Raw genomic sequence first — 24,569 nt, 5'->3', positions numbered from 1 at the left:
GTAGTAGTGATTAGGATTATTAATGTCTAAAAATATTCATCCGCTTGCCGACTGCCAATCTGAGCATATTGGCGCTGGTACAAAAATATGGCAGTTCACCGTAGTTTTAGCTGACGCAAGAATCGGCGATAACTGCAATATCAACGCACATTGTTTTGTCGAAAATGAAGTAGTGATTGGTAATAACGTTACAGTTAAGTGCGGTAACTATATATGGGATGGCATTACGATAGAAGATGACGCTTTCATTGGTCCTAATGTCACTTTCACTAATGATCGGTACCCAAAGTCTAAAAATACTGCATTTAAATTAGAGAAGACTGTTATTTGCAAAGGTGCCTCTATCGGCGGTGGCGCTGTGTTGTTGCCCGGTATTAGAATTGGTATCGGTGCAGTGGTAGGGGCTGGCTCAGTGGTGACAAAAGATGTTGCTGATCATGCGGTTGTTATCGGTAACCCAGCAAAGCCAAAGAAGGGCTAGCATTAAATGAGTGATCATGTAGATAAATCAAAATTTGAGATTTTTGAGCTGGGGACTGTTGATGACACTGTTGCTAAATTTGGCGGTATAAAGTTAAAAGAGCAAGTTACATACGTTACACCTGCGATTCCAATGTTTGGGGAGGCGTGCTCAAATGCAGATGTATTTGAGGCGCATGCGTTAACGCATCCTGCAATTTATTGTGCTGTAGTGAGTGATTTTAAGCTGATAGGCGGGGCAGCTTTCCCCATTATTCAGAATAAGAGCATCTGCCATCAATATTTTTCTACAGAATATTGGGAAACCTCAGAGCAAGCTACATTGAGTTGTTATATTAAGCAGGATCAAAACATGATCGGCTATCGCAATATTAAAGAGCGACACAATTACACATGTAGCGTTATCAATCTAGTTGGCAATGGATCATATAATTATGCTCACTGGATGACTGAATTTTTACCTCAGCTTGTATTGCTTAAAGAGCAAGGTCTCGACTTCTCATCCTATAAAGTAGTGGTTGATTCAAGATCATACCCAAGTATGTTAGAGGCACTCTTTTTATTAGGGGTTAGAGAAGACCAGCTGCTTAAAGTAGATGCCATGTCGTTAAATACCTTCCCTGAAGCGCTATGGGTAAGTCCTGTGGCAAATATCGTATTTCAGCGACCCAATGCTATTTCTTCGGATGCTTTACATCAGCTTGCCGAGCCGCAACATGCCATTTTTCATCCAGATGCTTTAATCGCAACTAGAAATGCTTTTCTGGCATTAGTGGCTCAAGAAAAATCTGAGTCGGCACCAGAAAGAATTTTTATTAAGAGATTCTCAGGTAGGCAGTATCACGCACGCTCTGTGGTGAATGAAGCTGCAATACAGCAAAAGTTAGAGTCAGAGGGCTTTGTCAGTATTGACCCTAGCACTTTAAGTTTTACTGAACAAATTAGAATTTTTAGTCAAGCAAAATACATTGTGGCGGCATCAGGCGCTGCCTTATTAAATATGATGTGGGCACCAGAGGGTGCAAAAGTTATCGTATTGATGAATGACGCTAAAGTCGTCAATTATTGGTATTTCAGTAATATTGCTTTTGCCGTTGGTCATCAGCTAGCTTATGTCTTAGGTAAGGTCGTTGATACTGGCAACTGGAATGATATTAACCATGCAGATTTTGAGATTAGCCTTCAGGCGCTTGTATCAGCACTTGAGAGCTTTGGGTTGTATCTAGAGCATCAGCCTATCATCAACCCCGTGCTTGAAGAGGCATTAACCACTGCAAGAAAGCATTACCAAGCTGGGCGTATAGAGCAGGCTGTAGGTTTGTATCAAGAGGTGCTAAAAATAGAACCAGAACATGCCGAAGCTAATTACGGTTTGGGCGTTATTGAAGCGCACACTCAAAATGCTTCTATTGCTTTGGCTAGGTTTGAGCGTGCTGTGATGGCAAGGCCTGAGCAAGAGCAGTATTGGGTAAGTTATATCACAACACTCATGCAGTCAGGCGCCATCGATAGTGCAGCAGACGCTTTGGAGTTGGGGATGAAGTATGGTCTTAGCGCTGGCATGGCCAAAAAGTTAGCGGCAGAGTTTACGCGTAGTTTTGATATAAATCGTATTGGGTTTTTAGTGCATACACTTGAATTGGTTAATCACTATGCTTGTGTATGGGATTTATTGCCAGAAGGTAGTTTTGATGTGGTGCTGTACGGAGATGCAGAGGCAACGGACTTAGCTTTCTTTGCTCCATGGAAATGTAATGTAGTTACAGCTAGCGATGTTATCCATGCAAACTCCAGATATCAGTATTTAGTTTCCAATCAACCAATTAATTTATCTGGCTCACCTTTAATAAAGCAGTTAGGGAATATTAACGTTCGATTTATGTATGCAGCAGGAAAGTCTGGCTGGAATTTATCAGAATGGAACAGCCTTTATGATGTGATTTTATGTTTTGGGCCATATCATGCGGGCATATTTTCAGAGAGTACTGACGCTGTAGTGGTACAGATGGGATACCCAAGGTTTGATCGATATTTTACGCAGCAATTAGACAAGGCCGATTTGCATGCAAGATACGGTTGCGACCCATTGAAAAAGACAGTGGTTTGGTTACCGACATGGAAAACATTGTCTTCTGTTACGCATTTTGATGCGGAAATCAGTGCGCTGACTGATCACTATAATGTTATTGTAAAATTACATCCATTAATGCCAGAGAGTGAGCCTGAGCGGGTGGTCACTTTGCGGCGGCATAATTTTACGCATTTAATTACAGATAGCAGTGATAACTTGCCACTGTATCAGCTTGCTGATTTTATGTTGTTTGACTACGGTGGGCCGCCTCTCGCAGGAATCTATGCTGACAAAAACTTTATATTGCTTAATGTAGCGGGCGCAATAGATGATGATTTAACTGGCAAAGATTCACCTGATATTACAATCAGAAAACATCTGATTAATGTTAATCCCACAGACCTAACTATTGCGGAACTTTTAGCTGACGCATCAATATGGGACCAACAACGGTCTGTGCGCCATGTATTGAGAAAACGCTATTTTGCACCTTATTATGGTTTTTCTGCGCAAGTGGCGGCAAATGCATTGCTCAATTTGAAATACATGGTCGGCAAAGGCGGAGCAGCGTAATGGTCATTTGGTTGATTGGTCTTTCGGGCTCTGGTAAAAGCACATTAGGGCATGAGGTAGCAAGGCAGTTACGTGAGGTTAAACCCAATACAGTGTTGCTTGATGGAGATGAGCTTCGTAAGGTTTTTGCACATGATCAAGGTGATGAGCCATATACGGTTCAAGGGCGCCGTATCAATGCTGAAAGAATTGTAGCGTTATGTGAAATGCTAGATAGCCAGGGTATTCATGTGGTGTGTTGTATCTTATCAATTTTTCCTGATATGCGCTTAGAAAATAGAAAGCGTTTTAGTCATTATTTTGAGGTCTTTATGGATGCACCCTTAGATGTCCTAATGGCGCGCGATGTAAAAGGTATGTATGCCGCAGCAAGAAGAGGCGAGGTGAACAATGTTGTGGGTATCGATATTCCCTTTGAACGTCCAGTTGGCTCAGATGTAACGATCGACACCTCAAAAAACGATGCCAATATTAAAGTGTTAGCCTCAAATATTCTTGAGCAAGCGGGGTTGATTTGAACCACACAGTTTCTTATGACTATGCCTCAGGTGATCTATTGGAAAATAGAAACACCTATTTTTATACAAAGTTTCATGGCAAGGCGTTTTTAACAGCATGGCATAGGCAACGTGAGCAGACGCTTACTGAAAAGCAAGCGATTGATACTGCGGCGAGTGATTTAGATAGCTCTCCTACCATGCATGTGATTGAGGTGCTACACCAAAAATTGTCAGAACATCATACTGGTCATCAAACCATTCAAACATTAAATAGGCTAGTACAACGCTTTGAGGTGAGTAAGCGGCTTCATAGTCGTTACAATTTTAATTGGAGGCCTGTTGACGTAACGGACTATAAAAATTGGACACGTTATGTTCGGTTTGCAGAAGTATTGAACTTGGCCTACGCCATTACTTTGTCGTTACCCTATTTAAATGCCTTGTTTAAGATTATGGATACATTAACGGCTGCGTATCAGCAGTTAAGTGAATCGTTGAGTAGTCGCGTGCAAAGCTTAATGCTAGCAGAGCGAGGGCATGTTGATGAGCTTTGTTTGAAGTTGGAAAGGCTGCCTGTCGAGGGGGGTGTTGAAATTGGACAGAATGCTCTAATCTTAGCTGAACATATGCCCATGAAGCTCAAAGGTGTTGTGTTGTTAGCCGCGCAGACAGCACGTTCTCAGGCATATATTCAAGCGTTGGTTGCCAATGGATTGTATCCAGAGAAGGTTATTTTACTAGGTGATACTCCTTCACTTGAGCAACAAAGCACGCCAAATAATCGTTGGCATGGTATTTTGTTACCGAACCTTGCAGAGTCAATTATGCAAACCTGTGATCGGGCAAATATAGAGATAAGCCGATGTAGTTCAGTTGATGTAAACTCAGAGGAATGTGTAAACTGCATCTCGGACGCAGAGCCTTCTGCCATTATTTATTCAGGCGTTGGTGGCCAGATAGTGTCCGAGCGTACGCTAGCATTGGCGCCAAAGTTCCTGCATATGCACTCTGGTTGGTTGCCGCAGTATCGTGGCAGTACCACCATTTATTATGCGTTGTTAAAACAAGAGATGCCAGGTGTTACGGCTTTATTCCTCGATCGTATGATTGATACAGGGCCCGTAGTGGCGCAGAAACATTATCCTATCCCGCCTTTTAATATGGATGTTGATCGCGCCTATGATTCCGCGATACGTGCAGATTTATTGGTAGAAGTTTTACGTGCTTATATCAGTTCTGGTGATTTCCCTACACTTTTTGAACAGCACCCAGAAGAAGGTGAGACATATTATGTTATTCATCCCATCCTTAAACACCTAGCGATATTGTCGTTGAAGAAAGATCATGCATCATGAGCACACTAGCAATATCTCAGGCGTTTAAATTTGGAACCAAAGCGGAAACTCTGTGGAATCTGAAAGATTTGGTCACTGAAGCAATGGTTCCAGAAATATACTTCTTCACACGGGACCAATGGGTAATAGAAAAATCAGCTATCTTAGAAGCGATTCATCAACGATTTGGTAATGAGACCTTGGCTGTGAGGTCTAGCGGCTTAAATGAAGATGGTGCTTATAGTTCAATGGCGGGTGCATTTTTAAGTAATCTGAATGTACATGCTGAAAATAGTGATGCACTCATACTTGCTATTGAAGAAGTACTACAGTCGATGACTGGCAACGCTCGTGATCAGGTGCTGGTACAGCCGATGATTAGCGATATTGAAGTAAGTGGCGTCATCATGACATATGATATGGTGAACGGTGCGCCTTACATCTGTATTGATTTTGATGATGAGAGCGGTCGTACCGATGTTGTTACCAGTGGAAACGGTATTCATAAAAGCCTGTTTGTTTATCGTGATGCCGATAGTAGCTTAATCAGGTCACCTAGAATCGCGCTGTTTCTAGGCTTGGCTAAAGAGTTAGAAGCTATTTGTAAATGTGCCGCGTTAGACATTGAGTTTGGGATGAATAAAGCTGGGCAACTATTTCTTTTCCAAGTAAGGCGAATCGCGCTTGCACGGCATTGGCACCCAGTGACCGAGCGCCGTGTGAAAAGGCAATTAGCACATGTTGAGGACTATGTAAGAAATTGCTCAAAGCGGCGTGATGGTATTTTGGGCGAACGTACTATTCTTGCGGTGATGCCAGACTGGAACCCTGCGGAGATTATCGGCACGACCCCCAAGCCGTTGGCGGCATCGCTGTATCGAGAGTTGATTACTAAGTCAGTTTGGCGTGAAGCACGAGCTAGTATGGGATACAGGGCACTCGATTCTGCCGAATTGATGTTGCTCATCAACAGCCACCCCTATATTGATGTGCGAAACAGTTTTAATTCTTTTTTACCTGCAAGTGTTTCTGAGGCCGTAGGGGAGAAGCTTGTTAATGCATGGCTTGATAGATTAGAAGCCTTTCCTGAGTTTCATGACAAGGTAGAGTTCGAAATTGTGCCCACTTGCCTTGACTTTTGTTTTATTGAGGATTTTAAGGCACGTTATCCAGCATTGCTCAATGATGATGAGTTTGAAGAATATCGTAAAGTGTTAACTGAGCTTACTCATCAGTGTTTAGATAGCCATCCTGACAATACTTTAGATTTGGCATTGAGGTCTACAGCGCATCTAGAGCAGCTGGAAATGAATAAAGTAAATGATGAAGGTTATGTTCATCTTGCTAGAGCTGAGTTTCTGCTAACAAAGTGTAAGGAGTTTGGTACATCCTCTTTTGCTGTAGTTGCTCGTCATGCTTTTATTGCAGAGGCGTTATTACGCTCAGCAGTGAGGCGTGGTGCACTTAGTGATCAACGATTAACCGAGTTTAAGCGCAGTATCCAGACCATTACAGGTAGCATGCTAGATGAATATGCGCAGGTTTGTAATGGTCAGTTCTCTCGGCTTTCATTCTTTAATAAATACGGTCATTTACGCCCAGGAACCTATGAGGTGACTTCACTAAGATATGATGAGCGTGATGATTTGTTTGTCGATGCAATGGCGATGCCTGTGAGCATATCGCGTCCAAAATTTAAGTTATCTGATACAGAACATGCGAGTATAGATTCGTTACTGCATGAGGTTGGTTTTGGCTCACTCAATGCCGAGATGTTATTGAGTTACGCAGAAAAAGCGATTGCTGCACGTGAGTATGTCAAATTTGTATTTACGCGAAGTTTGTCTGATGCATTATCTGAAATCGTGCGTTGGGGTGAGTCATATGGTTTATCACGAGATGATATTTCCTATTTAGAATGGCCACAAATCGTGAGAAGTCTTACTCAGCCAGTGATGGATGATGTCGATAGATATTATCTTGATATTGCAGAATCCGCACGTGGCACCATGTCTGCGGCACATGCTTTCCGACTAGGACATATCGTGTTTGGCGTGCAGGATATCTATGTGGCGACACTTAATCGTAGTGTTCCGAACTTTATCGGGCTTGGCGCAGCATCTGGACGAGTTTTTCAACTTGAGGCGAATACACCCACAACCGTTAATATTAAGCACTGTATTATTTGTATTGAAAATGCAGACCCTGGTTTCGACTGGATATTTACCAAAGAGCCTATGGCATTAATCACGCGTTTTGGCGGTGCAAATTCTCATATGGCAGTGCGCTGTGCTGAACTAGGGCTACCAGCAGCGATCGGGTGCGGGGATCAAATCTTTCAGCGAGTACTTCAAGCAGAAAGTGTAGAGTTGAACTGTGCAGATAAAATATTAAGGCCGTTGTATGTTAATTAGTAAGCTTCGCATTGGCGTCACAATGCGCATACTTCAGGCTGAGGGGTATGATGAACCTCGAGACGCTTTAGCTAGTGTTTGGGCGAGTTTTCTTAATACTGCTTTACCAGAAGCAATTTGGATGCCTTTGCCAAATATCGGGAGAGATTCAATCAAGGCATACTGCGAGCAATGGGGTATTAACCGATTAATTCTTTCTGGCGGTGAGGATTTTGGCTTATCACCGATGCGAGATGAAACAGAGCATCAGCTTTTGGTGTGGGCGGCAGAATGCAAGATACCTGTACTTGGTGTATGTAGAGGCATGCAAATGATGGCTGCACATAAGGGGGTTAGTTTGAAGCTTGTTAATGGACATGTACGTAAGCGACATACCCTGCATGGGAGCCTTGCACATGAAGTGAATAGCTATCATCGGTATAGTTTGGCTGAGTGTCCCCAAGATTTTGTGGTGACTGCACAGGCGGAAGATGGTGAAATTGAAGCAATTAAGCATAGCGCACTACAATGGGAGGGCTGGATGTGGCATCCAGAACGGGAAACACCATTTAACCCGATTGATATTGACCGATTGAAAGCATTGTTTAAATGAAAGCCATTATTTTAGCGGCTGGTCGTGGTAGCCGTATGAAAGACCTAACAGATCAGAAGCCAAAGTGTCTAGTTGAGTTGCGTGGCAAGACATTATTGGAGTGGCAATTACAAGCATTGCGAAAAGCAGGTGTTAGTGAAATCGCCATCGTGACTGGGTACAAGCGCGAGTTATTGGCATCTTATGGGCTAGTAGAGTTTCACAACCCACGCTGGGCTGAAACTAATATGGTTTCGTCCTTAACAAGTGCCGATGAGTGGCTAAAGAATGAACCCTGTATTGTCAGTTATTCTGATATTTTTTATGAGGCCTCTGCCGTAAAATCTCTGATGGATGTGAATCATCGTTTGGCAGTGACTTATGACCCTAGCTGGTTAAAGCTTTGGCAGAAGCGCTTTGATGATCCTTTAGTGGATGCTGAAACCTTTAAGCTGAATTCAGATAATACGTTGGCTGAAATTGGCGAAAAACCAAAGTCTGTTGAAGAGGTGCAAGGGCAGTATATGGGGCTTTTACGTTTCACCCCCGAGGGATGGGCTGAAGTGATTAGAATTCGCGATGGTTTAACGCAGACAGAACGCGACCGTATGCATATGACTGGTACTTTGCAAATGGTCATTAAGGCTGGGCGTGTTGCTGTTCATGCTGTTTCTTATGAGCTCCCATGGGGCGAGGTTGATTCAGCAGATGATCTAGAAATATATCAAGTTCAGACTTAATGTTATAAATATTCAATAGGTGTAAATAGATATTAAGTCGATAGAATCATACGACTTAATACCTATAGCATGTTTTTTCATTTGTTGATAGGCACTGATATGGCTTTGTTTAATGTTTATTCATCAGGTAGTGTTTGGTCAGCAGAATGTAGGATGTAAATGAATATCAATTTAAGATGCGATTAATCAAGGTGTTTAAAAAAACTATATTGTAGTATGAGATTATTATGCCATTAGAAGACTGCAGAATCATTGAACTACCGAAAATCCACGAGCCTCGCGGCAATTTGTCGTTTGTGGAAAGTAATCACCATATCCCATTTGCAATAGAGCGTGTGTACTACGTATATGATGTACCGGGCGGCTCTGATCGTGGGGGGCATGCGCATAAAGGTTTACATCAGTTGATTATTGCAATGTCTGGCAGCTTTGATATTACCTTGGATGATGGTAAGGATAAGAAAACTTTTCATTTGGCACGGTCCTACTACGGCTTGTATGTGTGCCCGATGATCTGGCGAGAGATGGATAACTTTTCATCAGGATCGGTGTTGATGGTGCTAGCTTCTAATAAGTATAGTGAAGATGACTACTATCGTAATTATGATGACTTTATGAAAGCCAGATGGGTAAAGTAATTGAGCGAAATGCGCGTACCTTTTTTAGATTTAAAAGCCGCTTATAGCGAGCTCGGGCATGAACTAGATGCTGCCTTGCTTAGAGCTAGCCGCTCAGGCTGGTATATCGGCGGTGGTGAAGTGGAGAGCTTTGAAGCGGATTTTTCTACTTATACTGAAGCTAAATATTGTGTTGGCGTGGGTAATGGTTTAGATGCCTTAACGCTGGCCTTACGTGCTTTAGATATCGGTGTGGGTGATGAAGTGATTGTGCCTTCGCACACCTTTATTGCTACATGGCTAGCGGTGAGCGCTGTGGGAGCTAAACCGATTCCAGTAGAGCCAGCAGAAGGTAGTTATAACATTGATGTTGCTAGCATCGAGCGTTTTATTACGCCTCGTACCAAAGCTATCATGCCAGTGCATTTATATGGCATGCCTGCGGATATGGATGCGATTTGTGCGTTGGCTAAAAAGCATGGTTTAGCCGTGGTTGAAGATGCGGCACAAGCCCATGGCGCTAGGGTGCGCGGCAGAAAAATTGGTAGTCACGGTGATGTCGTTGCCTGGAGTTTTTACCCGGGTAAAAATTTAGGTGCATTGGGTGATGGCGGCGCAATTACCACCAATAATGAAGCCATTGCATCACGAGTGCGTGAATTGGGTAATTATGGTTCGTCTGTTAAATATTACAATGAAGAGCGTGGCGTCAATAGTCGTTTGGATCCCATTCAGGCGGCAGCACTTTCAGTCAAACTCAAATATCTTGATGCTTGGAATCAACGCCGTCAGGCTATCGCAAAAACCTATAGCCAAGCCTTGGGTGGTTTGGCCATAGAGTTGCCTAATGTGCCCACATGGGCCGATCCGGTCTGGCACTTATATGTGGTTGCTACGCCTGAGCGTGACGCATTGCAATCACAGTTGGCATCAGCGGGGGTGCAGACTTTGATTCATTACCCCGTGCCGCCACATTTGCAAAAGGCTTATCAGATACTTGATATAAAATCCGGCAGCTTGCCTAGGGCTGAACGGTTAGCAAAGCAAGTGCTCAGCTTGCCAATCGGGCCGCATTTAGCCGCGTCTGATGTCGAGCACGTACTCTCGGTGTTAACATCAGTTTGTCCTGTTGTCAGCCAATCATAATTTTTTATTAAGCTAATTTATATAGAAGTAATTTTAAAAAGAGAATCTTTGAATGAAAACTTTTTTACATGTGGGCTGTGGTCCTCTTTATCGTGACCCAGTAACGCAGCAACCTAATCGCCCACAGGGATTTGATCTCAATAGTTGGAATGAATTGCGTTTGGATATTAACCCGGCAGTCAATCCGGATGTGGTTGGTACCATGACTGATATGTCTGCAGTGCCATCAGGCAGTGTAGATGCTATTTTTTCATCGCATAACATTGAGCATTTATATCCGCATGAAGTGCCAATTGCGTTGGCTGAGTTTAAACGCGTGCTCCGCCCTGATGGCTTTGTGGTGATTACTTGCCCAGATTTGCAATCGGTCTGTGCCTTAGTTGCGCAGGGTAAGTTAACTGAGCCTGCTTATATTTCTGCTGCGGGGCCAATTGCACCCTTAGATATTTTATACGGTCACCGCCCGCCGATGAGTCAAGGTAACCTTTACATGTCGCATCGCTGCGGTTTTACACTCAACGTGTTACTGGGCACTTTAGAGTCAGCAGGCTTTGCCAAAGTGGTTGGCACCTGTAGACCAGATTATTTTGATTTATGGGCACTTGCTTGTGTGTCAGATATTGGTGATGAACAGTTGTTAAGTCTGGCAAGACAATATCTGCCAGAACAGCCTGCTGGTGCAGGCCAAGGTGAGCAGGTGGCGCAGGATATGCAACAGGCAATTCAGGATGTGTTAACTCTTGCGCAGTCGCATCAGCAAAATGGCAGTTTGGCAGAAGCGCAGAGCTTGTATTTGGAAATATTGAATATTGAACCACGGCATGCGGAGGCCAATCATGGCCTGGGCTTGATAGAAGTGAGTCTAAAAAGCGCGGCAGATGCATTGCCTCGTTTAGAGATAGCCGTAGAGTCTAACCCAGCGATTGAGCAGTACTGGGTATCTTATGTGGATGCGTTAATGTTATCCGGCATTACGCATTCTATTCCCGATGTATTAACGCTTGGTCAGCAACATGCGCTTCAGCCTGAAACTGCGCAGATATTAGCTAATGAGTTAGCTGAGCTATTGAAGACTAAGTAATTTTCAAGCATGGTAATGTCTGATGGATGTGATGTATTTATATGATTCAAAACACTGAGGACATTACCCAAACGCTGCAGCGTGCATTGCAATTGCATGATTCTGGACATTGGCTTGAGGCTGAGCAGCTATTGCACACCATATTAGCGGTCAGTCCTCATCAGCCACAAACCAATTACCAATTAGGTTTACTATTACAAGAAAGCCTGCGGGCATCAGAAAGCTTGCCTTATTTTAATACCGCACTAGAGCAGGACCCTCAAAATGCACCGCACTGGTTGGGCTATATTGGCGCGTTAATTGATGCTAGCCGTTATGAAGATGCGAAGCTCGTGCTTACGTATGGGCGTGATGCTGGCCTCGACGGTGAATCGGTTCATTATTTAGAGCAACTGCTAGCACAACGGCAAGCCGAGAGTTTGCAGTTAGCGTCCGCCATAGGTGAGCAGCTGCCAGCAGCACATATACAAGAGAAACTGATTCAACTGTTTTTAAATAAGCGCTACCAAGTGGCTGAAGTTGCATTGCAGCAGTTACTGGAATCTTATCCAAAATGGCTCACTGGCTGGAAAATGATGAGCGACATACTGTTGGTGCAAAAAAAGGATGCCCGATTAGCTGCGAGTAATGCCCTAGCGCTAAATAAAGATGATGCGCAAGAGTATTGTTATTATGGATTAGTGTTGAAAGGGCAGGGCGACTTAGTCAACGCTGCGGCCGCTTTTAAGCGTGCGATCACACTTCAGCCTGATTATGCTGCAGCTTATAATAATTTAGGGATTGTCACCAAAGATATGGGTGATGTCGCGACTGCTGTGGTTTATTACCGTAAAGCACTAGCAATTAACCCTGGTTACGCTAGTTGCTACAGTAATTTATTATTTTGCCTATCACATACGGATATTGTGAATGCTGCCGACCTGTTTGCAGAGCACCGCAAATTTGGATCTCAGTACGAGGCTGTCTATAAATCAGCATGGCCAAAACACTCGCATCAATCTAATTTAACTAAATGCCTGAACGTTGGTTTTGTGTCCGCCGACTTTAGGGAGCACTCTTTAGCGAGTTTCTTTGAGCCCGTGCTTGAGCATCTGTCGCAAGTAACAGATATTGCATTGCATGCTTATGCAAACAACGCGTTGGAAGACGAAGTCACGCAGCGACTTAAACCTAAATTTAAACATTGGAATAAAGTTGATGAATTAACAGATGCTGCGCTCGCAGAAAAGATTAGAGCAGATCGAATTGATATTCTCGTAGATTTGGATGGACATACAGCTGGTAATCGGTTGATGAGCTTTGCTATGAAGCCTGCACCTATCCAGATTAGCTGGCTTGGCTATCTAGCCACCACGGGATTAACGGCAATGGATTACTATTTGGCGGACGCACACCTGCTGCCGCCAGGGAAGTTTGATCAGCAGTTTACGGAGCGGATAGTTCAACTGCCTGCAAATGCACCGTTTATTCCATCAGTACTATCACCAGAAGTGCACACTTTGCCTGCACTTAATAACGGATTTATTACCTTTGGTTGTTTTAATCGCGTGGAGAAAATCACTCCAAGCGTTATTAAATTATGGGCAAAGTTATTAAATGCAGTACCAAATTCAAAACTATTGTTAGGTGCAATGCCTAAAAATGGCAGTTATGACGGCCTTGTTAGCCAACTTTCCAGCCATGCAGTTGGGATGGATAGGCTAATAATTCACCATCGCAGTAACATGGAGAGTTATCTAAAACTGCATGATATGGTTGATGTTTGCTTAGACACTTTTCCATCCAACGGCGTGACCACGACCTGCCATGCTGCATGGATGGGTGTGCCGACATTGTGCATAGAGGGGCAAAGTTTGATGAGTCGCGGTGCAATGGCAGTGATGTTGCATTTAGGTTTGCCAGAGTTTGTAGTGAAATCACATGAAGATTTTATTAGTAAAGGCATTTATTTTGCAGAGCATTTGCAAGATTTGTCAGAACTTCGCACCACTTTACGCAAAAAATTTAATGATTCTGCACTTAATCAGCCCAAGCTTATTAGTGATAATTTGACACTAGCGCTACGCTTTATGTGGGTTAGATGGTGCAAGAGTCAGCCTGCTACCTCATTCAAAGTGCCAAATTGATTAAAGAAGATTAAGTTTTTTAATATTTATAATCAATATGTTATGTTTATTTAAACCACCCTCCATACCATAATAATTTATCTTCTTGTTAAATCCATATTAAAGATTTTTTTAATTGAACCGATATCCTAAACATCAGGATTGCTTAATCAACAGGTGATGAGGAAAGTGTAAATAAGGAAATTCAGAATTTAAAAAATATTTAAATCTGACCCTAAACTTTCTAAAAAACTGTCCGATAAAAGAAATAACAGCAGCGCAAATTGAACTGAATCTGCAAAGCTAAAGGCAATAAGATGTAGTTGTAATTAACTAAATATTAGGAGAATTATCATGGCTTCAGTTATCAATACAAACCTTGCGTCATTAAACACACAACGTAACTTATCAGCTTCACAAAGCTCATTAAATACATCACTACAACGTTTGTCATCAGGCTTACGCATCAACAGCTCTAAAGATGATGCGGCTGGTTTGGCAATTGCTACACGTATGGACTCACAAGTACGTGGTCAACAAGTAGCGATTCGTAATGCGAATGACGCAATCTCTTTTGCACAAGTTGCTGAGGGTGGTTTGTCAAAACAAACTGATGCATTGCAACGTATGCGTGAATTAGCTGTTCAATCAATCAACGGTACTAACACAAGTACAGACCGTGCAAACTTAGATGCTGAGTTTACACAATTATCAGCTGAGGTTTCACGTCTTTCAACAGCAACAAAATTCAACGGTACTTCAGTATTCGGTGCTGCGCAAACTTTCCAAGTGGGTGCTGACGCTGGTGATACCATCACTACTGCATCTGTATCTGCTGCTACTATCACAGGTAACGTTTCATCAGTAGCATCTGCATCTACTGCGATTACCGCGATTGATGCTGCACTAACTGCTGCGAATACTAGCCGTGCAACACTAGGTGCGATTCAAAACCGTTTTGAGTCTGTAGTAAGTAACCTACAAATTTCAGTAGAAAACCAATCATCAGCTAAATCACGCATCATGGATGCTGACTTCGCTGCAGAAACAGCTAACCTAACACGTGGTCAAATCTTGCAACAAGCAGGTACAGCGATGTTAGCACAAGCAAACTCACTACCTAACAACGTGTTGTCACTGTTAAGAGGTTAAGTTTTAGTAGCGTAAAAGCCCTTATCACCCACAGGACTGATCATCCTGTGGGATTTTTAGGAGGATAAATCATGTTTAGTACACCAATAGATGGATATGGTGCAGTAAAAAATCAGGCCGCCGCGCAAAATATTGCCGGGGGCCAAAATGCCATTTCAGGGGTGACAGGTGCTAAGGCAGCCGGAAGTGTCAAACCGGAAATCAAACAATCAGCGGAAGTTGATAAAACAGCATTATCAAATGCCGTCAATAAGCTGAATGAGCTTGTTGCGCCAGCATTGCAAACGGTTCAGTTTAAAATGGATGAAGAGTCAGATCGTGTGATTGTTCAAGTTGTTGATACTGCAACCGATAAAGTATTAAGGCAAATACCAAATGAGGAAGTGTTAGCATTTTCCAAAACTTTAGGTAGATTGCAAGGTCTAGTAGTGAGAGAGCAAGCCTAATTTGTAATAAGAAGCTTATTTTGATGCTTTATTAGGTAAATGAATTGTTGTTTATAAACTATGCTTGTTAAATTAAATGTATTTGTGTTGTTTAGAGTGCGAAATGTGACAAACATTTAACGAGTAATTTTAACGAGGAGAATTAATATGGCTACAACTTCAGGAATAGGTTCTGTCCTTGATGTTAATGGCATCGTTACTAGCTTGATGAATGTTGAGAAAGCTCCTTTAACTAAAGTAGCAACACAAAAAACGGCATATCAATCACAAATTTCAGCATACGGCACCCTCAAAAGTGCATTGTCCACATTCCAAACCTCCGTAAATGCACTTTCAAGCTTATCTAAGTTTAATGCGCAGAGCGTTACATCGAGCAACACTAGCGTATTGACAGCAACATCAAATGGCAGCGCTACAGTGGGTAGTTATGACATTAGTGTCAGTCAGCTAGCTAAATCTCAAAAGTTAAGTGTGGGCGGTTTTTCCAGTGTTTCAGATGTAGTTGGCACCGGCAGTCTGACCATTTCGTTCGGTACGTTTACACCTGAAGTAGCTGATCCATTTACGGCGAGCTCTTTTACACCGAACGCGGCTAAAACTGATCTTAATATCACTATTGATAGTTCTAACAATACATTGGCTGGCGTGCGTGATGCAATTAATGCAGCTGGCGCAAGTGTGACAGCCACTATTGTTAATGACGGCACTACTAATCGTCTGGTGATTACTTCAAAAGATACCGGCGAAGTTAATAGCCTTAAAATTGCAGTGGCTGATGGTGATGGAAATAATCTAGATGCATCAGGCTTGTCCAAATTAGCATATGACCCGCAGGCGACCGCTGGCAATGGTAAAAACTTGTCCGTACTGCAAGATGCTAAAAACTCTATTTTAAAAATCGATGGCATTGATATTGTGAAGTCTAGCAACTCAATCACTGACGCAATTGAGGGGGTGACCCTTAATTTAGTTGGATTGACCTCTGGTAGCGCATTAAATTTATCTGTTGCAAGCAATCAAGATGCAATTAAAACATCAGTTACCTCTTTTGTAGATGCTTTCAATAAATTAGACACCACTTTACGCAACCTGACAAAGTTTGATGAAACTGGTCAGGCGAATGGTGCTTTATTGGGTGACTCTACCGCGCGTTCTGTGATTAATCAGATACGTGCCGTGATGAATACTGCAATTGCTAATGGCAGTTCGATAAACTCACTTACACAGATCGGTGTGACCTTTCAACGTGACGGTAAATTAAGCTTGGATAGTACTAAATTTGCTAGTGCTGTAAGCAGCAACTTTAACGATATAGCAAGCCTGTTTGCTGCTACTGCTAGAGCAACAGACCCTCAAGTGAGTTTTGTGAGTAGCACGTCTAAAACGAAAGAGGGCACTTATGCCATTTCGGTAACGCAGCTTGGATCAACGCTGCTGAATGCGCAAGGAACTATTAATGGGGCAACGGCGACCGGCAGTAGCACAACGTTGCGAGGTGCACTGGGTGATGACAGTGAAGGCTTAACCATCAATGTGGCGGGTGGCGCATTAGGTGCGCGTGGCACTGTTAGTTTTAGTCAAGGTTATGCTGCTAAGTTAAGTACGCTATTAGATAGTTTGCTCAGTGATGATGGTATCTTGGCAGCGAGAACTGACGGTATCAATAGTTCGATAAAACGTTTAGACACGCAAACTGAGCGCATCACTTCCCGTTTGACGGCAATCGAAGATCGTTATAGAGCACAGTACGCTAGGTTGGATGTTTTACTCACAAGTATGTCGTCTACCAGCACTTTCCTTACACAGCAAATAGCAGCACTTAATGCAAAATAATCAACAGAAGAGGTTGTCGTTATGTTTGGACTAAACCAAAAAGGTGTTAACGGATACGCTAAAGTTGGTGTGGAAACTGGCGTGCTAGCGGCGAGTCCTGTTAAGTTAATTGTGATGCTCTACGATGGCGCTATTTCTGCATGCCATAGTGCGATTGCCTGTATGCAGCGTAAAGATATTGAGCAAAAAGGTGCCATGCTGTCTAAGGCTATTATGATTATTGAAAGCGGTTTGCGACTGAGCTTAGATAGAAAAGCGGGTGGTGAAATTGCTGAAAGCTTGGACGCGCTTTATGCCTATATGAGTAGTAAATTGGCTTCTGCCAATGTACGTAATGAACCAGCGCAAGTGCAGGAAGTGATTAAATTGTTGCTGGATTTAAAAGGTGCATGGGAGGCGATTGATAATAATAAAGCAACGGCTCAAGTGTTGAATCAAGCGAAAAATAACCAGCAAGGGTTAGGTGTTGCGCAAGGATATGCGCATCAAGCTAAAGTTTAGTGAGGGATTAAAGTAATGGAATATCAAAATACTATTCAGCTTTATGAGACGGTTGCTAACATTATGCAGCAGATGTTGCATGCTGCAAAAATGGAAGATTGGGACACGTTAACGGAACTAGAGGCTTTTTGTGCGCAACATATTGCAACATTGAAAACCATCGAAGACGCGCAACCTTTGCCAAAAGACGCATTGAAACGCAAGGTGGCGAGCATTAAAAGTATTTTGGCAGATGATCGTGAGATTCGTAATTTGATCTCTCCTTGGATGGCAAAATTGAATGCCTTAATGAGTACTAATCAGACAGAAAGAAGACTGACGCAAGCATATAGTCAGTAACCGTTATTATTATGCTTAAGCTACCAGACAATCTAAGTATTAGTCCTGGTCTGGCACCAGTTGGTAGAGTCATACCAGTGTTAGCAGTTGATAATATCGGGGCTACGTTACAAGAGTTAAGCGCCAGAGCAACGCAGTTTGTTATTGGTCGAGAGTATGCTGCACAGGTCGTTTCCAAAGTCGACGACAAGGCTTATCTAGTTAAAATAGATAATGCAGTGTTGAAAATGGAGTTAGGTAATACGGCACAGGCGGGTCAATCTATTAACCTGCGTTATATTAAAGATGGGCCGGCTCCAACTTTCTTTTTTATGCCTCAAGCCAGCGTGCCCGAGGATGGTGCGCCAGAGCTAAGCCAAGCTGCGCGTTTGATCGGTCAGTACTTGCAAGAAGCCGAGAAAAATGGCGTGTCCAATAAGTTTGAAGCCACCGCAATTGTCACGCATGCTCCTAAAGACCCGCAAATGGTTGCTCAAGGTTTAAGGCAAGCCATTAGCAATAGCGGTTTGTTTTATGAGTCTCACTTAAGTGAAATGCTGCAAGGCGGTCGTTCTGTCGCTGCCATCATGCAAGAACCTCAAAATCAACATCAAAACCTAACGCAGATAGCTGCGTTAACGTCACAACAATTGGCAGTTTTAGAACAAAATCGCATCAATTGGCATGGAGAGGTGTGGCCGGGGCAAATGATGGATTGGGATGTTTATACTGAGCCACGTGGTGAGGAGGGGGGTGAGCAGGCCGATACTCAGCATGAGGGTGATGCAAGGCCCGTGGTCAGCGAGTTGAAGTTGGATTTTCCAAATTTGGGTGTAGTTGCTGCCAAATTAACGATTATCAATGGATATGTTTCCATTAATCTAAGGGCTGAGCAAGATTCAACCATGGACGAGCTTAGGAGTAAAAGCCGAGCTTTAACTCAGGCGATTAACAATACTGGCTTGAAGTTAGACGGTTTGATTATTTCAGCATATGAATAAAGCTGACGAAAACAAACGATTGAACCCAACGCTTGGGTTAGCGCCAAATCGGCAAGCGCCACACAACCCAAATCAGCAGGCCATCGCACTAACCTATGCTACTGGCGATTACGCACCGCGTGTGGTCGCTAAAGGTCGTGGGCTAATTGCTGAGCAAATTATTGCCAGGGCAAAGCAGCATGATGTTTTTGTGCACGAATCTAAAGATTTGGTCGCGCTACTTATGCAGGTGGACTTGGATGATCATATACCTCCTGCACTTTATCAGGCAATTGCGGAGATTCTGTCCTGGCTCTATCGTTTAGAGGAGGGTAAGGCTGGTGTTGCCAATGATGAGTTGCTTAAAGGTTAAATCTGCATGCTCATGATGTCCTGATAAGCGGAAACTAGCTTATTGCGCACCTGGATTGTCGCCTGAAATGAGATATTTGCCTTCTGACCGGCAATCATTACGTCAGACAAACTGACGCTATCATCCCCTAGGGCAAAGTTCTTGCCTAATGTTTCAGCGCTTTTCTGTACTTCGTTCACTTGATTTAACGATGCTTTCAATGCGTCTGCGAAATCTAGCTTTCCAGTACTTTTGTCAGCCCCGATGGGGGCGGCTAAATTTGCGATACCTTCTGTTTGCGGACGTTGTGCTGCAGCCCTCATTTGCGCAAGCATAGACTCTATTCTGCTTGAATCAATACCACCTGCCTTCATGATTGACCTCCTGTTAATATCTAACCTAAAATTTCTCATTGCTAATGTAACATTTAATTGAAATACCAAGTTGGTAAATAAGAAGAGTAAAATCACTCTATTCGTGGGTTAGATGTAATATGGAATTGGCATAATATGGGTTAACTAGTGGTTAAACCGTATTGATTTGTAATAATGTGTTTAGAAGTCTAATGGAGAAATTAAATGGCAGCAGCTGACGCCGCCCTGGCGAGTGAAGGTAATACTGGTGTGTTCGCCCAGATGGGGGGTAAATTGCTCTTAGTGGCAGGGATTGCTGCAGTCGTTGCTGTGATGGTCGTGTTTTGGTTGTGGAGTCAGCAGCCAGATTATCGGGTGTTGTTCTCCAATTACTCTGATAAAGACGGCGGGGCTATTGTTGCTGCGCTAGAAAAATTGAATGTGCCTTATAAATTTTCTGATAGTGGTACGGCAATTATGGTGCCTGCGGCGCAAGTGCATCAAGTGCGGTTGAAGTTGGCTGCAGACGGCTTGCCTAAAGGTGGCAATATCGGTTTTGAGTTGTTGGAGAATCAAAAATTCGGTGTGTCACAGTTCGTTGAACAGGTGAATTTTCAGCGCGGTCTGGAAGGAGAGCTTGAGCGCAGCATTCAATCTATCGCGGCAGTAGATGTCGCAAGGATTCATCTGGCAATACCTAAGCCATCCGTGTTTGTTCGCGATCAGCAAAAACCTACTGCTTCTGTATTGCTAAATCTGCGTCCTGGTAGAACGTTAGACGCGCAGCAAGTGAGTGCTGTCGTGCATTTGGTTGCTAGCAGTGTCCCTAATTTACCTACAACAAACGTTACCGTGGTTGATCAAAATGGTAACTTACTTTCAGATACAACTAAAAAAATGGGTGCAAAGAACTTAGACCCAGAGCAGCTAAAATATGTTGAAGAGATTCAGCAAAGCATCGTGAAGCGAGTTGAGTCAATTATTAGCCCAATTGTTGGTGCTAAGAATGTGCGTGCGGAAGCGAGTGCTGAAATTGATTTTTCTGTTCAAGAGCAAGCGGCTGAGACTTATAAGCCAAATCAGCAGCCGGATGCTGCGGCTGTCCGCAGTATGCAAAGTAATGAAACTAAATCTGCTAATGGCGAGGCTGCAGGAGTTCCTGGCGCGCTTTCTAATCAGCCGCCACCAGCCGCTACCGCACCAATTACAACAGAAGCTACTAATGCTGATGCTAACGGTCAGCCGGTCAATAACGCACCGCCAACTAACACTGAGAAAAACCTTACTACTAACTACGAAGTGGACAAAACAGTGAGTTATAGACAGCAGCCGATGGGTGGCGTTAAGCGCTTGAACGTTGCTGTGGTTGTTAATAACATGCCTGTGGTGGATAAGAAAACGGGTAAGGTGAGCTACAGGGCTTTAACTGCGGCAGAAAAAACGCAGATTAATGACCTTGCAATGCAGGCGATGGGCTTTAATAAAGAGCGCGGAGATTCACTTGCCATTGTAAATACGCCATTTGCAGGTGAGCCACAGGAAGTATTGCCTGCAATTCCGCTTTGGGAGAACCCACGTGTGATTGAGAATGTGAAAGATGTGCTGCGCTTTTTGGTTGGTGTAATCGCACTATTTGTTATTTACCGCAAAGTTTTAAAACCGTTATTAAGTAAATTAACCACACCGCCTAAAACTGCTGCCAATCAGGGCGAGGCGCCTGATGCGGTAGTAAATATTAGTGCGGATGGTAGTAATGCGGCTGAAAAACCGGCCTATACTCAAAAAATAGAAACTGCAAAGCAGATCGCAAAAGATAACCCTAGAATGGTAGCGAGTGTAGTGGCTAACTGGACCAATGGAAACGAGTAATAAACGATGAGTGATGCAGGTGTAATGAGAAGTGCGGTGCTAATGCTGGCTTTAGGAGAGGATGAAGCGGCAGAAGTAATGAAGTTTCTTAGTCCTAAAGAAGTGCAAAAGTTAGGTGCCGCCATGGCAACCTTAAAGTCTGTAGGTCGTGAGCAAGTGGAAACTGTGGTGAGTGAGTTTCTTGCCGAGGCTGAGATGAGTAGTAACTTAGGCTTGGATTCTGATGAGTATATTCGTTCTGTATTAACGAAGGCGCTCGGTGACGACAAAGCCTCTAGTTTACTGAACCGTATTCTGCAGACGCGAGATGCTAGTGGTATTGAGAGTTTGAAATGGATGGACGCACATACTGTGGCAGAGTTTATCAAGAATGAACATCCACAGATTATTGCCACAATATTAGTGCATTTAGAGCCAGACCAAGTGGCTGAGATTTTTGGTCATTTTACTGATCGATTACGTCAAGATGTGATGCTTCGCATTGCAACGCTCGATGGTGTGAAGCCAGTTGCACTACGCGAACTGAACGACGTGATGACAAAGTTGCTAACAGGCAACGAGAATATTAAGAAACAAACCATGGGTGGCGTGAAGGTTGCCGCCAATATCATGAACTTCATGAATGGCGAAACTGAGGCTGTCGTGCTGGAAGGCCTTAAGAATTATGATGATGAGATGGCTCAGCGCATTATGGATGAGATGTTCGTGTTTGATAACATCATGGATATAGACGATAAGGGTATTCAGGTTATGTTGAGAGAGGTGCAGTCCGAGACGCTCATTATTGCGCTTAAAGGGACTACCGAAGAAATGCGAGAGAAAATATTTAAAAACATGTCATCTCGTGCTGCTGAAATGATGCGTGAAGATTTGGAATCAAAAGGACCTGTCAAACTTTCAGAGGTAGAGGCGCAGCAAAAACAAATACTGCAAATTGTGCGTAGGCTCGCCGATGAGGGGCAAATTCAGTTGGCGGGTAAAGGTGGTGATGATCAATATGTATAAGGCAGCCTCGAATGGCTAATAGCAATATACCTAAAGAGCAGCAGAGTGCTTATGAGCGCTGGGAAATGGCTTCATTCTCAGACCTTGATCATCGCGGCAGAGGGATGATTGCAGGTGGTCAGCCTAAGAAGAAGGAAGTGCCATCGGCTAATGCTGCAGATATAGCGTTGGTTTTTGAAGCAACTCGTAAAGATGCCTACAATAAAGGCATGCAAGAGGGCTTCGCAGCAGGAATGGCTCAGGCTAAAGAGTTGGCACAGGCTGAAAGAGAGCAGTTTTTAACGCTCATGAATGCATTTAGTCACGCGCTGGAAAGCTCTGACGAGCAAATTGCTGAGGATGTACTTTCTTTGGCGCTGGATATTGCAAAATCCATGCTCAAGATTAAGTTGAACGTAGATGAAAAAGTTTTACTGCCCGTTGTATTGGATGCAATTCATTATCTACCGCAAATTCAGCGACCAGCTAGAATTTTAGTTCACCATGATGATATGCACTTATTGCGGGCACATATGGCAGACGAGATTGCCAATGATCACTGGCAAATACATGAAGATAGCAGTATAGAGCGTGGTGGCTGCTTGGTTGAGACAGGTGCAAATCAGGTAGATGCGACTAATGCTACACGGTGGAAAAGAATTACCGAGGCATTGGCACAAAATAATGATTGGTTATTGCCATGAGTGATGGTGTGCTAGAGCTTGATGATAGTAAGCACTTAAATGTGCATCAGCAGCGTTGGCGTAACCATATTCGAGATTGTAAAGAAATTCTGCGTATTGTTGAGCCGCTGGAGATTGCTGGGCGTATCGTTAAGCTTACAGGGCTTGTAATGGAGGCGGTAGGCATTAAATTGCCAATTGGCAGTGCTTGCTATGTTCCATTGGCAGAAGGCAGGCGAGTGGAAGCTGAGGTGGTTGGTTTCGACGGTGAGCGTATGTTGTTAATGCCACAAAGCAGTGTAGATGGCATTACGCCTGGCGCAAAGGTGTTTGCATTGGAAATCGCCGAGAGCCTGCCCAAGCCGCATCATGGTCAGCCACCGCGTCGTCGTGCCACAGATAGAGCGCGGCATTTGCCGGTAGGTGCTGATCTGCTAGGTAGAGTGGTAGATGGAGCCGGTAATCCGTTAGATGATTTGGGGGAAATTAACTCAAGTCAAAGTTCTGCGTTAAATGCGCGACCGATGAATCCATTAATGCGTGCTCCTATAGAGGATGTTCTAGATGTGGGCGTTCGTGCCATCAATAGTATGTTGACGGTTGGACGCGGTCAGCGCATGGGGCTTTTTGCAGGGTCTGGTGTTGGTAAAAGTGTGCTGCTCGGCATGATGGCGCGCTATACCACGGCTGATGTGATTGTTGTGGGCTTGATTGGTGAGCGTGGACGTGAGGTCCAGGAGTTTATTGAGCAGATTTTGGGGCCTGAAGGTCTTGCTCGCTCGGTGGTGGTGGCGGCGCCTGCGGATGCCCCAGCTTTGATGCGCTTACAGGGTGCGAGCTATGCAACTACCATTGCGGAAAGCTTCCGTAACGAAGGTAAAAACGTATTGCTGATTATGGACTCACTAACACGATATGCAATGGCGCAGCGTGAGATTGCACTGGCGATTGGTGAGCCACCTGCAACTAAAGGTTATCCACCTTCAGTATTTGCTAAGTTACCGGCATTAGTTGAGCGTGCTGGCAATGGCCGCAGAGGAGAGGGTTCGATTACCGCGTTTTATACGGTGCTGACTGAAGGTGATGATCAGCAAGACCCCATTGCGGATGCTGCACGCGCCATTTTAGATGGTCATATTGTATTAAGCCGTAGTTTGGCAGAAAGTGGGCATTATCCTGCGATTGATGTTGAGCAATCAATCAGTCGTGCAATGCATAATATTACTAGTCCTGAACATCAGAAATTAGCCCGTAAATTAAAGCAGCTAAACTCACGTTATGCGCGTAGTGTGGATTTAATTAACGTAGGTGCTTATGAAGCAGGGAGTGATGCGGTACTGGATATGGCAATTTCTAAACATGAGTTAATAGAGAGGCTTTTGCAGCAAGATGTTGCGGAGCGTTCTGATTGGGAAGAGAGTTTGCAGTTTTTAGCAGCAGTAATGCATGGCGTTCCATTGGCTTGA

The 24,569-nt window shown here is 43.7% G+C and carries 23 protein-coding genes; 22 read left to right on the top strand and 1 reads right to left on the bottom strand.

Going from position 1 to position 24,569, the window contains the following annotated elements; all coding sequences use genetic code 11:
- Window positions 1-22: 22 nt before the first annotated feature.
- The 18 genes from C3Y98_RS06715 to C3Y98_RS06630 all read left to right on the top strand — a co-directional run bounded on the left by C3Y98_RS06715 (window position 23) and on the right by C3Y98_RS06630 (window position 19,235).
- The gene (locus C3Y98_RS06715; protein ID WP_135277461.1) at window positions 23-481 is read left to right on the top strand and encodes an acyltransferase; all 459 of its coding nucleotides are present in this window, start codon (window positions 23-25) and stop codon (window positions 479-481) included.
- A 6-nt stretch (window positions 482-487) separates the two neighbouring features.
- On the top strand, window positions 488-3,124 hold the full coding sequence (locus C3Y98_RS06710) for a glycosyltransferase 61 family protein (RefSeq protein WP_135277459.1): 2,637 nt from the start codon (window positions 488-490) through the stop codon (window positions 3,122-3,124).
- Window positions 3,124-3,642, top strand: coding sequence for an adenylyl-sulfate kinase (locus C3Y98_RS06705; RefSeq protein ID WP_135277458.1), 519 nt, complete (start codon window positions 3,124-3,126; stop codon window positions 3,640-3,642). The genes C3Y98_RS06710 and C3Y98_RS06705 overlap by 1 nt, the downstream gene beginning before the upstream one ends.
- Window positions 3,639-4,979 (top strand): formyltransferase family protein, encoded by a 1,341-nt coding sequence (locus C3Y98_RS06700; protein ID WP_135277456.1) that lies wholly within the window; start codon window positions 3,639-3,641, stop codon window positions 4,977-4,979. Before C3Y98_RS06705 ends, C3Y98_RS06700 begins: the two co-directional genes overlap by 4 nt.
- The gene (locus tag C3Y98_RS06695) at window positions 4,976-7,372 is read left to right on the top strand and encodes a PEP/pyruvate-binding domain-containing protein (protein ID WP_135277454.1); all 2,397 of its coding nucleotides are present in this window, start codon (window positions 4,976-4,978) and stop codon (window positions 7,370-7,372) included. The genes C3Y98_RS06700 and C3Y98_RS06695 overlap by 4 nt, the downstream gene beginning before the upstream one ends.
- Window positions 7,362-7,964, top strand: a complete 603-nt coding sequence (locus C3Y98_RS06690) for a gamma-glutamyl-gamma-aminobutyrate hydrolase family protein (protein WP_209308759.1) — start codon at window positions 7,362-7,364, stop codon at window positions 7,962-7,964. The genes C3Y98_RS06695 and C3Y98_RS06690 overlap by 11 nt, the downstream gene beginning before the upstream one ends.
- On the top strand, window positions 7,961-8,683 hold the full coding sequence (locus C3Y98_RS06685; RefSeq protein WP_135277452.1) for a phosphocholine cytidylyltransferase family protein: 723 nt from the start codon (window positions 7,961-7,963) through the stop codon (window positions 8,681-8,683). The genes C3Y98_RS06690 and C3Y98_RS06685 overlap by 4 nt, the downstream gene beginning before the upstream one ends.
- Before the next feature lie 227 nt (window positions 8,684-8,910).
- Window positions 8,911-9,321 carry a sugar 3,4-ketoisomerase gene (locus C3Y98_RS06680; RefSeq protein ID WP_135277450.1) on the top strand — a complete coding sequence of 137 codons (411 nt, stop codon included), beginning with the start codon at window positions 8,911-8,913 and terminating at the stop codon, window positions 9,319-9,321.
- A 9-nt stretch (window positions 9,322-9,330) separates the two neighbouring features.
- The gene (locus tag C3Y98_RS06675) at window positions 9,331-10,446 is read left to right on the top strand and encodes a DegT/DnrJ/EryC1/StrS family aminotransferase (RefSeq protein ID WP_135277769.1); all 1,116 of its coding nucleotides are present in this window, start codon (window positions 9,331-9,333) and stop codon (window positions 10,444-10,446) included.
- A 52-nt stretch (window positions 10,447-10,498) separates the two neighbouring features.
- Window positions 10,499-11,527 carry a class I SAM-dependent methyltransferase gene (locus tag C3Y98_RS06670; RefSeq protein WP_135277449.1) on the top strand — a complete coding sequence of 343 codons (1,029 nt, stop codon included), beginning with the start codon at window positions 10,499-10,501 and terminating at the stop codon, window positions 11,525-11,527.
- Between the two features lie 41 nt (window positions 11,528-11,568).
- On the top strand, window positions 11,569-13,653 hold the full coding sequence (locus tag C3Y98_RS06665; protein WP_135277447.1) for an O-linked N-acetylglucosamine transferase family protein: 2,085 nt from the start codon (window positions 11,569-11,571) through the stop codon (window positions 13,651-13,653).
- A gap of 333 nt (window positions 13,654-13,986) precedes the next feature.
- A complete protein-coding gene (locus tag C3Y98_RS06660; RefSeq protein WP_135277445.1) occupies window positions 13,987-14,784 on the top strand; it encodes a flagellin N-terminal helical domain-containing protein in 798 nt (265 codons plus the stop codon).
- 71 nt (window positions 14,785-14,855) lie between these two features.
- Window positions 14,856-15,230 carry a flagellar protein FlaG gene (locus tag C3Y98_RS06655; RefSeq protein WP_135277443.1) on the top strand — a complete coding sequence of 125 codons (375 nt, stop codon included), beginning with the start codon at window positions 14,856-14,858 and terminating at the stop codon, window positions 15,228-15,230.
- A gap of 147 nt (window positions 15,231-15,377) precedes the next feature.
- Window positions 15,378-17,063 (top strand): flagellar filament capping protein FliD, encoded by a 1,686-nt coding sequence (gene fliD / locus C3Y98_RS06650; protein ID WP_135277441.1) that lies wholly within the window; start codon window positions 15,378-15,380, stop codon window positions 17,061-17,063.
- A 21-nt stretch (window positions 17,064-17,084) separates the two neighbouring features.
- On the top strand, window positions 17,085-17,564 hold the full coding sequence (gene fliS, locus C3Y98_RS06645) for a flagellar export chaperone FliS (protein ID WP_135277439.1): 480 nt from the start codon (window positions 17,085-17,087) through the stop codon (window positions 17,562-17,564).
- Window positions 17,565-17,579: 15 nt separating this feature from the next.
- Complete coding sequence (locus C3Y98_RS06640) at window positions 17,580-17,903, top strand: flagellar protein FliT (protein WP_135277437.1); 324 nt, start codon at window positions 17,580-17,582, stop codon at window positions 17,901-17,903.
- A gap of 11 nt (window positions 17,904-17,914) precedes the next feature.
- The gene (fliK, locus tag C3Y98_RS06635; protein WP_135277435.1) at window positions 17,915-18,883 is read left to right on the top strand and encodes a flagellar hook-length control protein FliK; all 969 of its coding nucleotides are present in this window, start codon (window positions 17,915-17,917) and stop codon (window positions 18,881-18,883) included.
- Window positions 18,876-19,235, top strand: coding sequence for an EscU/YscU/HrcU family type III secretion system export apparatus switch protein (locus C3Y98_RS06630; protein ID WP_135277433.1), 360 nt, complete (start codon window positions 18,876-18,878; stop codon window positions 19,233-19,235). The genes fliK and C3Y98_RS06630 overlap by 8 nt, the downstream gene beginning before the upstream one ends.
- Here C3Y98_RS06630 and fliE read toward each other — a convergent pair.
- Window positions 19,232-19,588: a flagellar hook-basal body complex protein FliE gene (gene fliE, locus C3Y98_RS06625; RefSeq protein ID WP_135277431.1), complete on the bottom strand. Its 357-nt coding sequence runs from the start codon at window positions 19,586-19,588 to the stop codon at window positions 19,232-19,234. The two genes, C3Y98_RS06630 and fliE, sit on opposite strands and share 4 nt — an antisense overlap.
- Before the next feature lie 204 nt (window positions 19,589-19,792).
- Here fliE and fliF point away from each other — a divergent pair, with 204 nt between their 5' ends.
- The 4 genes from fliF to fliI are packed head-to-tail and all read left to right on the top strand — an operon-like array spanning window position 19,793 to window position 24,569.
- Window positions 19,793-21,436 carry a flagellar basal-body MS-ring/collar protein FliF gene (gene fliF / locus C3Y98_RS06620; protein WP_135277429.1) on the top strand — a complete coding sequence of 548 codons (1,644 nt, stop codon included), beginning with the start codon at window positions 19,793-19,795 and terminating at the stop codon, window positions 21,434-21,436.
- Between the two features lie 6 nt (window positions 21,437-21,442).
- Entirely contained in the window at window positions 21,443-22,441 is a 999-nt protein-coding gene (gene fliG / locus C3Y98_RS06615; RefSeq protein ID WP_135277427.1) for a flagellar motor switch protein FliG, read from the top strand.
- Between the two features lie 11 nt (window positions 22,442-22,452).
- Entirely contained in the window at window positions 22,453-23,124 is a 672-nt protein-coding gene (locus C3Y98_RS06610; RefSeq protein ID WP_135277425.1) for a flagellar assembly protein FliH, read from the top strand.
- Entirely contained in the window at window positions 23,121-24,569 is a 1,449-nt protein-coding gene (fliI, locus tag C3Y98_RS06605) for a flagellar protein export ATPase FliI (RefSeq protein WP_135277423.1), read from the top strand. The genes C3Y98_RS06610 and fliI overlap by 4 nt, the downstream gene beginning before the upstream one ends.

This window comes from Methylotenera oryzisoli (assembly GCF_004661485.1).
GTDB classification, from domain to species: domain Bacteria; phylum Pseudomonadota; class Gammaproteobacteria; order Burkholderiales; family Methylophilaceae; genus Methylotenera; species Methylotenera oryzisoli.
This window is presented reverse-complemented; position numbering and strand designations above follow the sequence as displayed.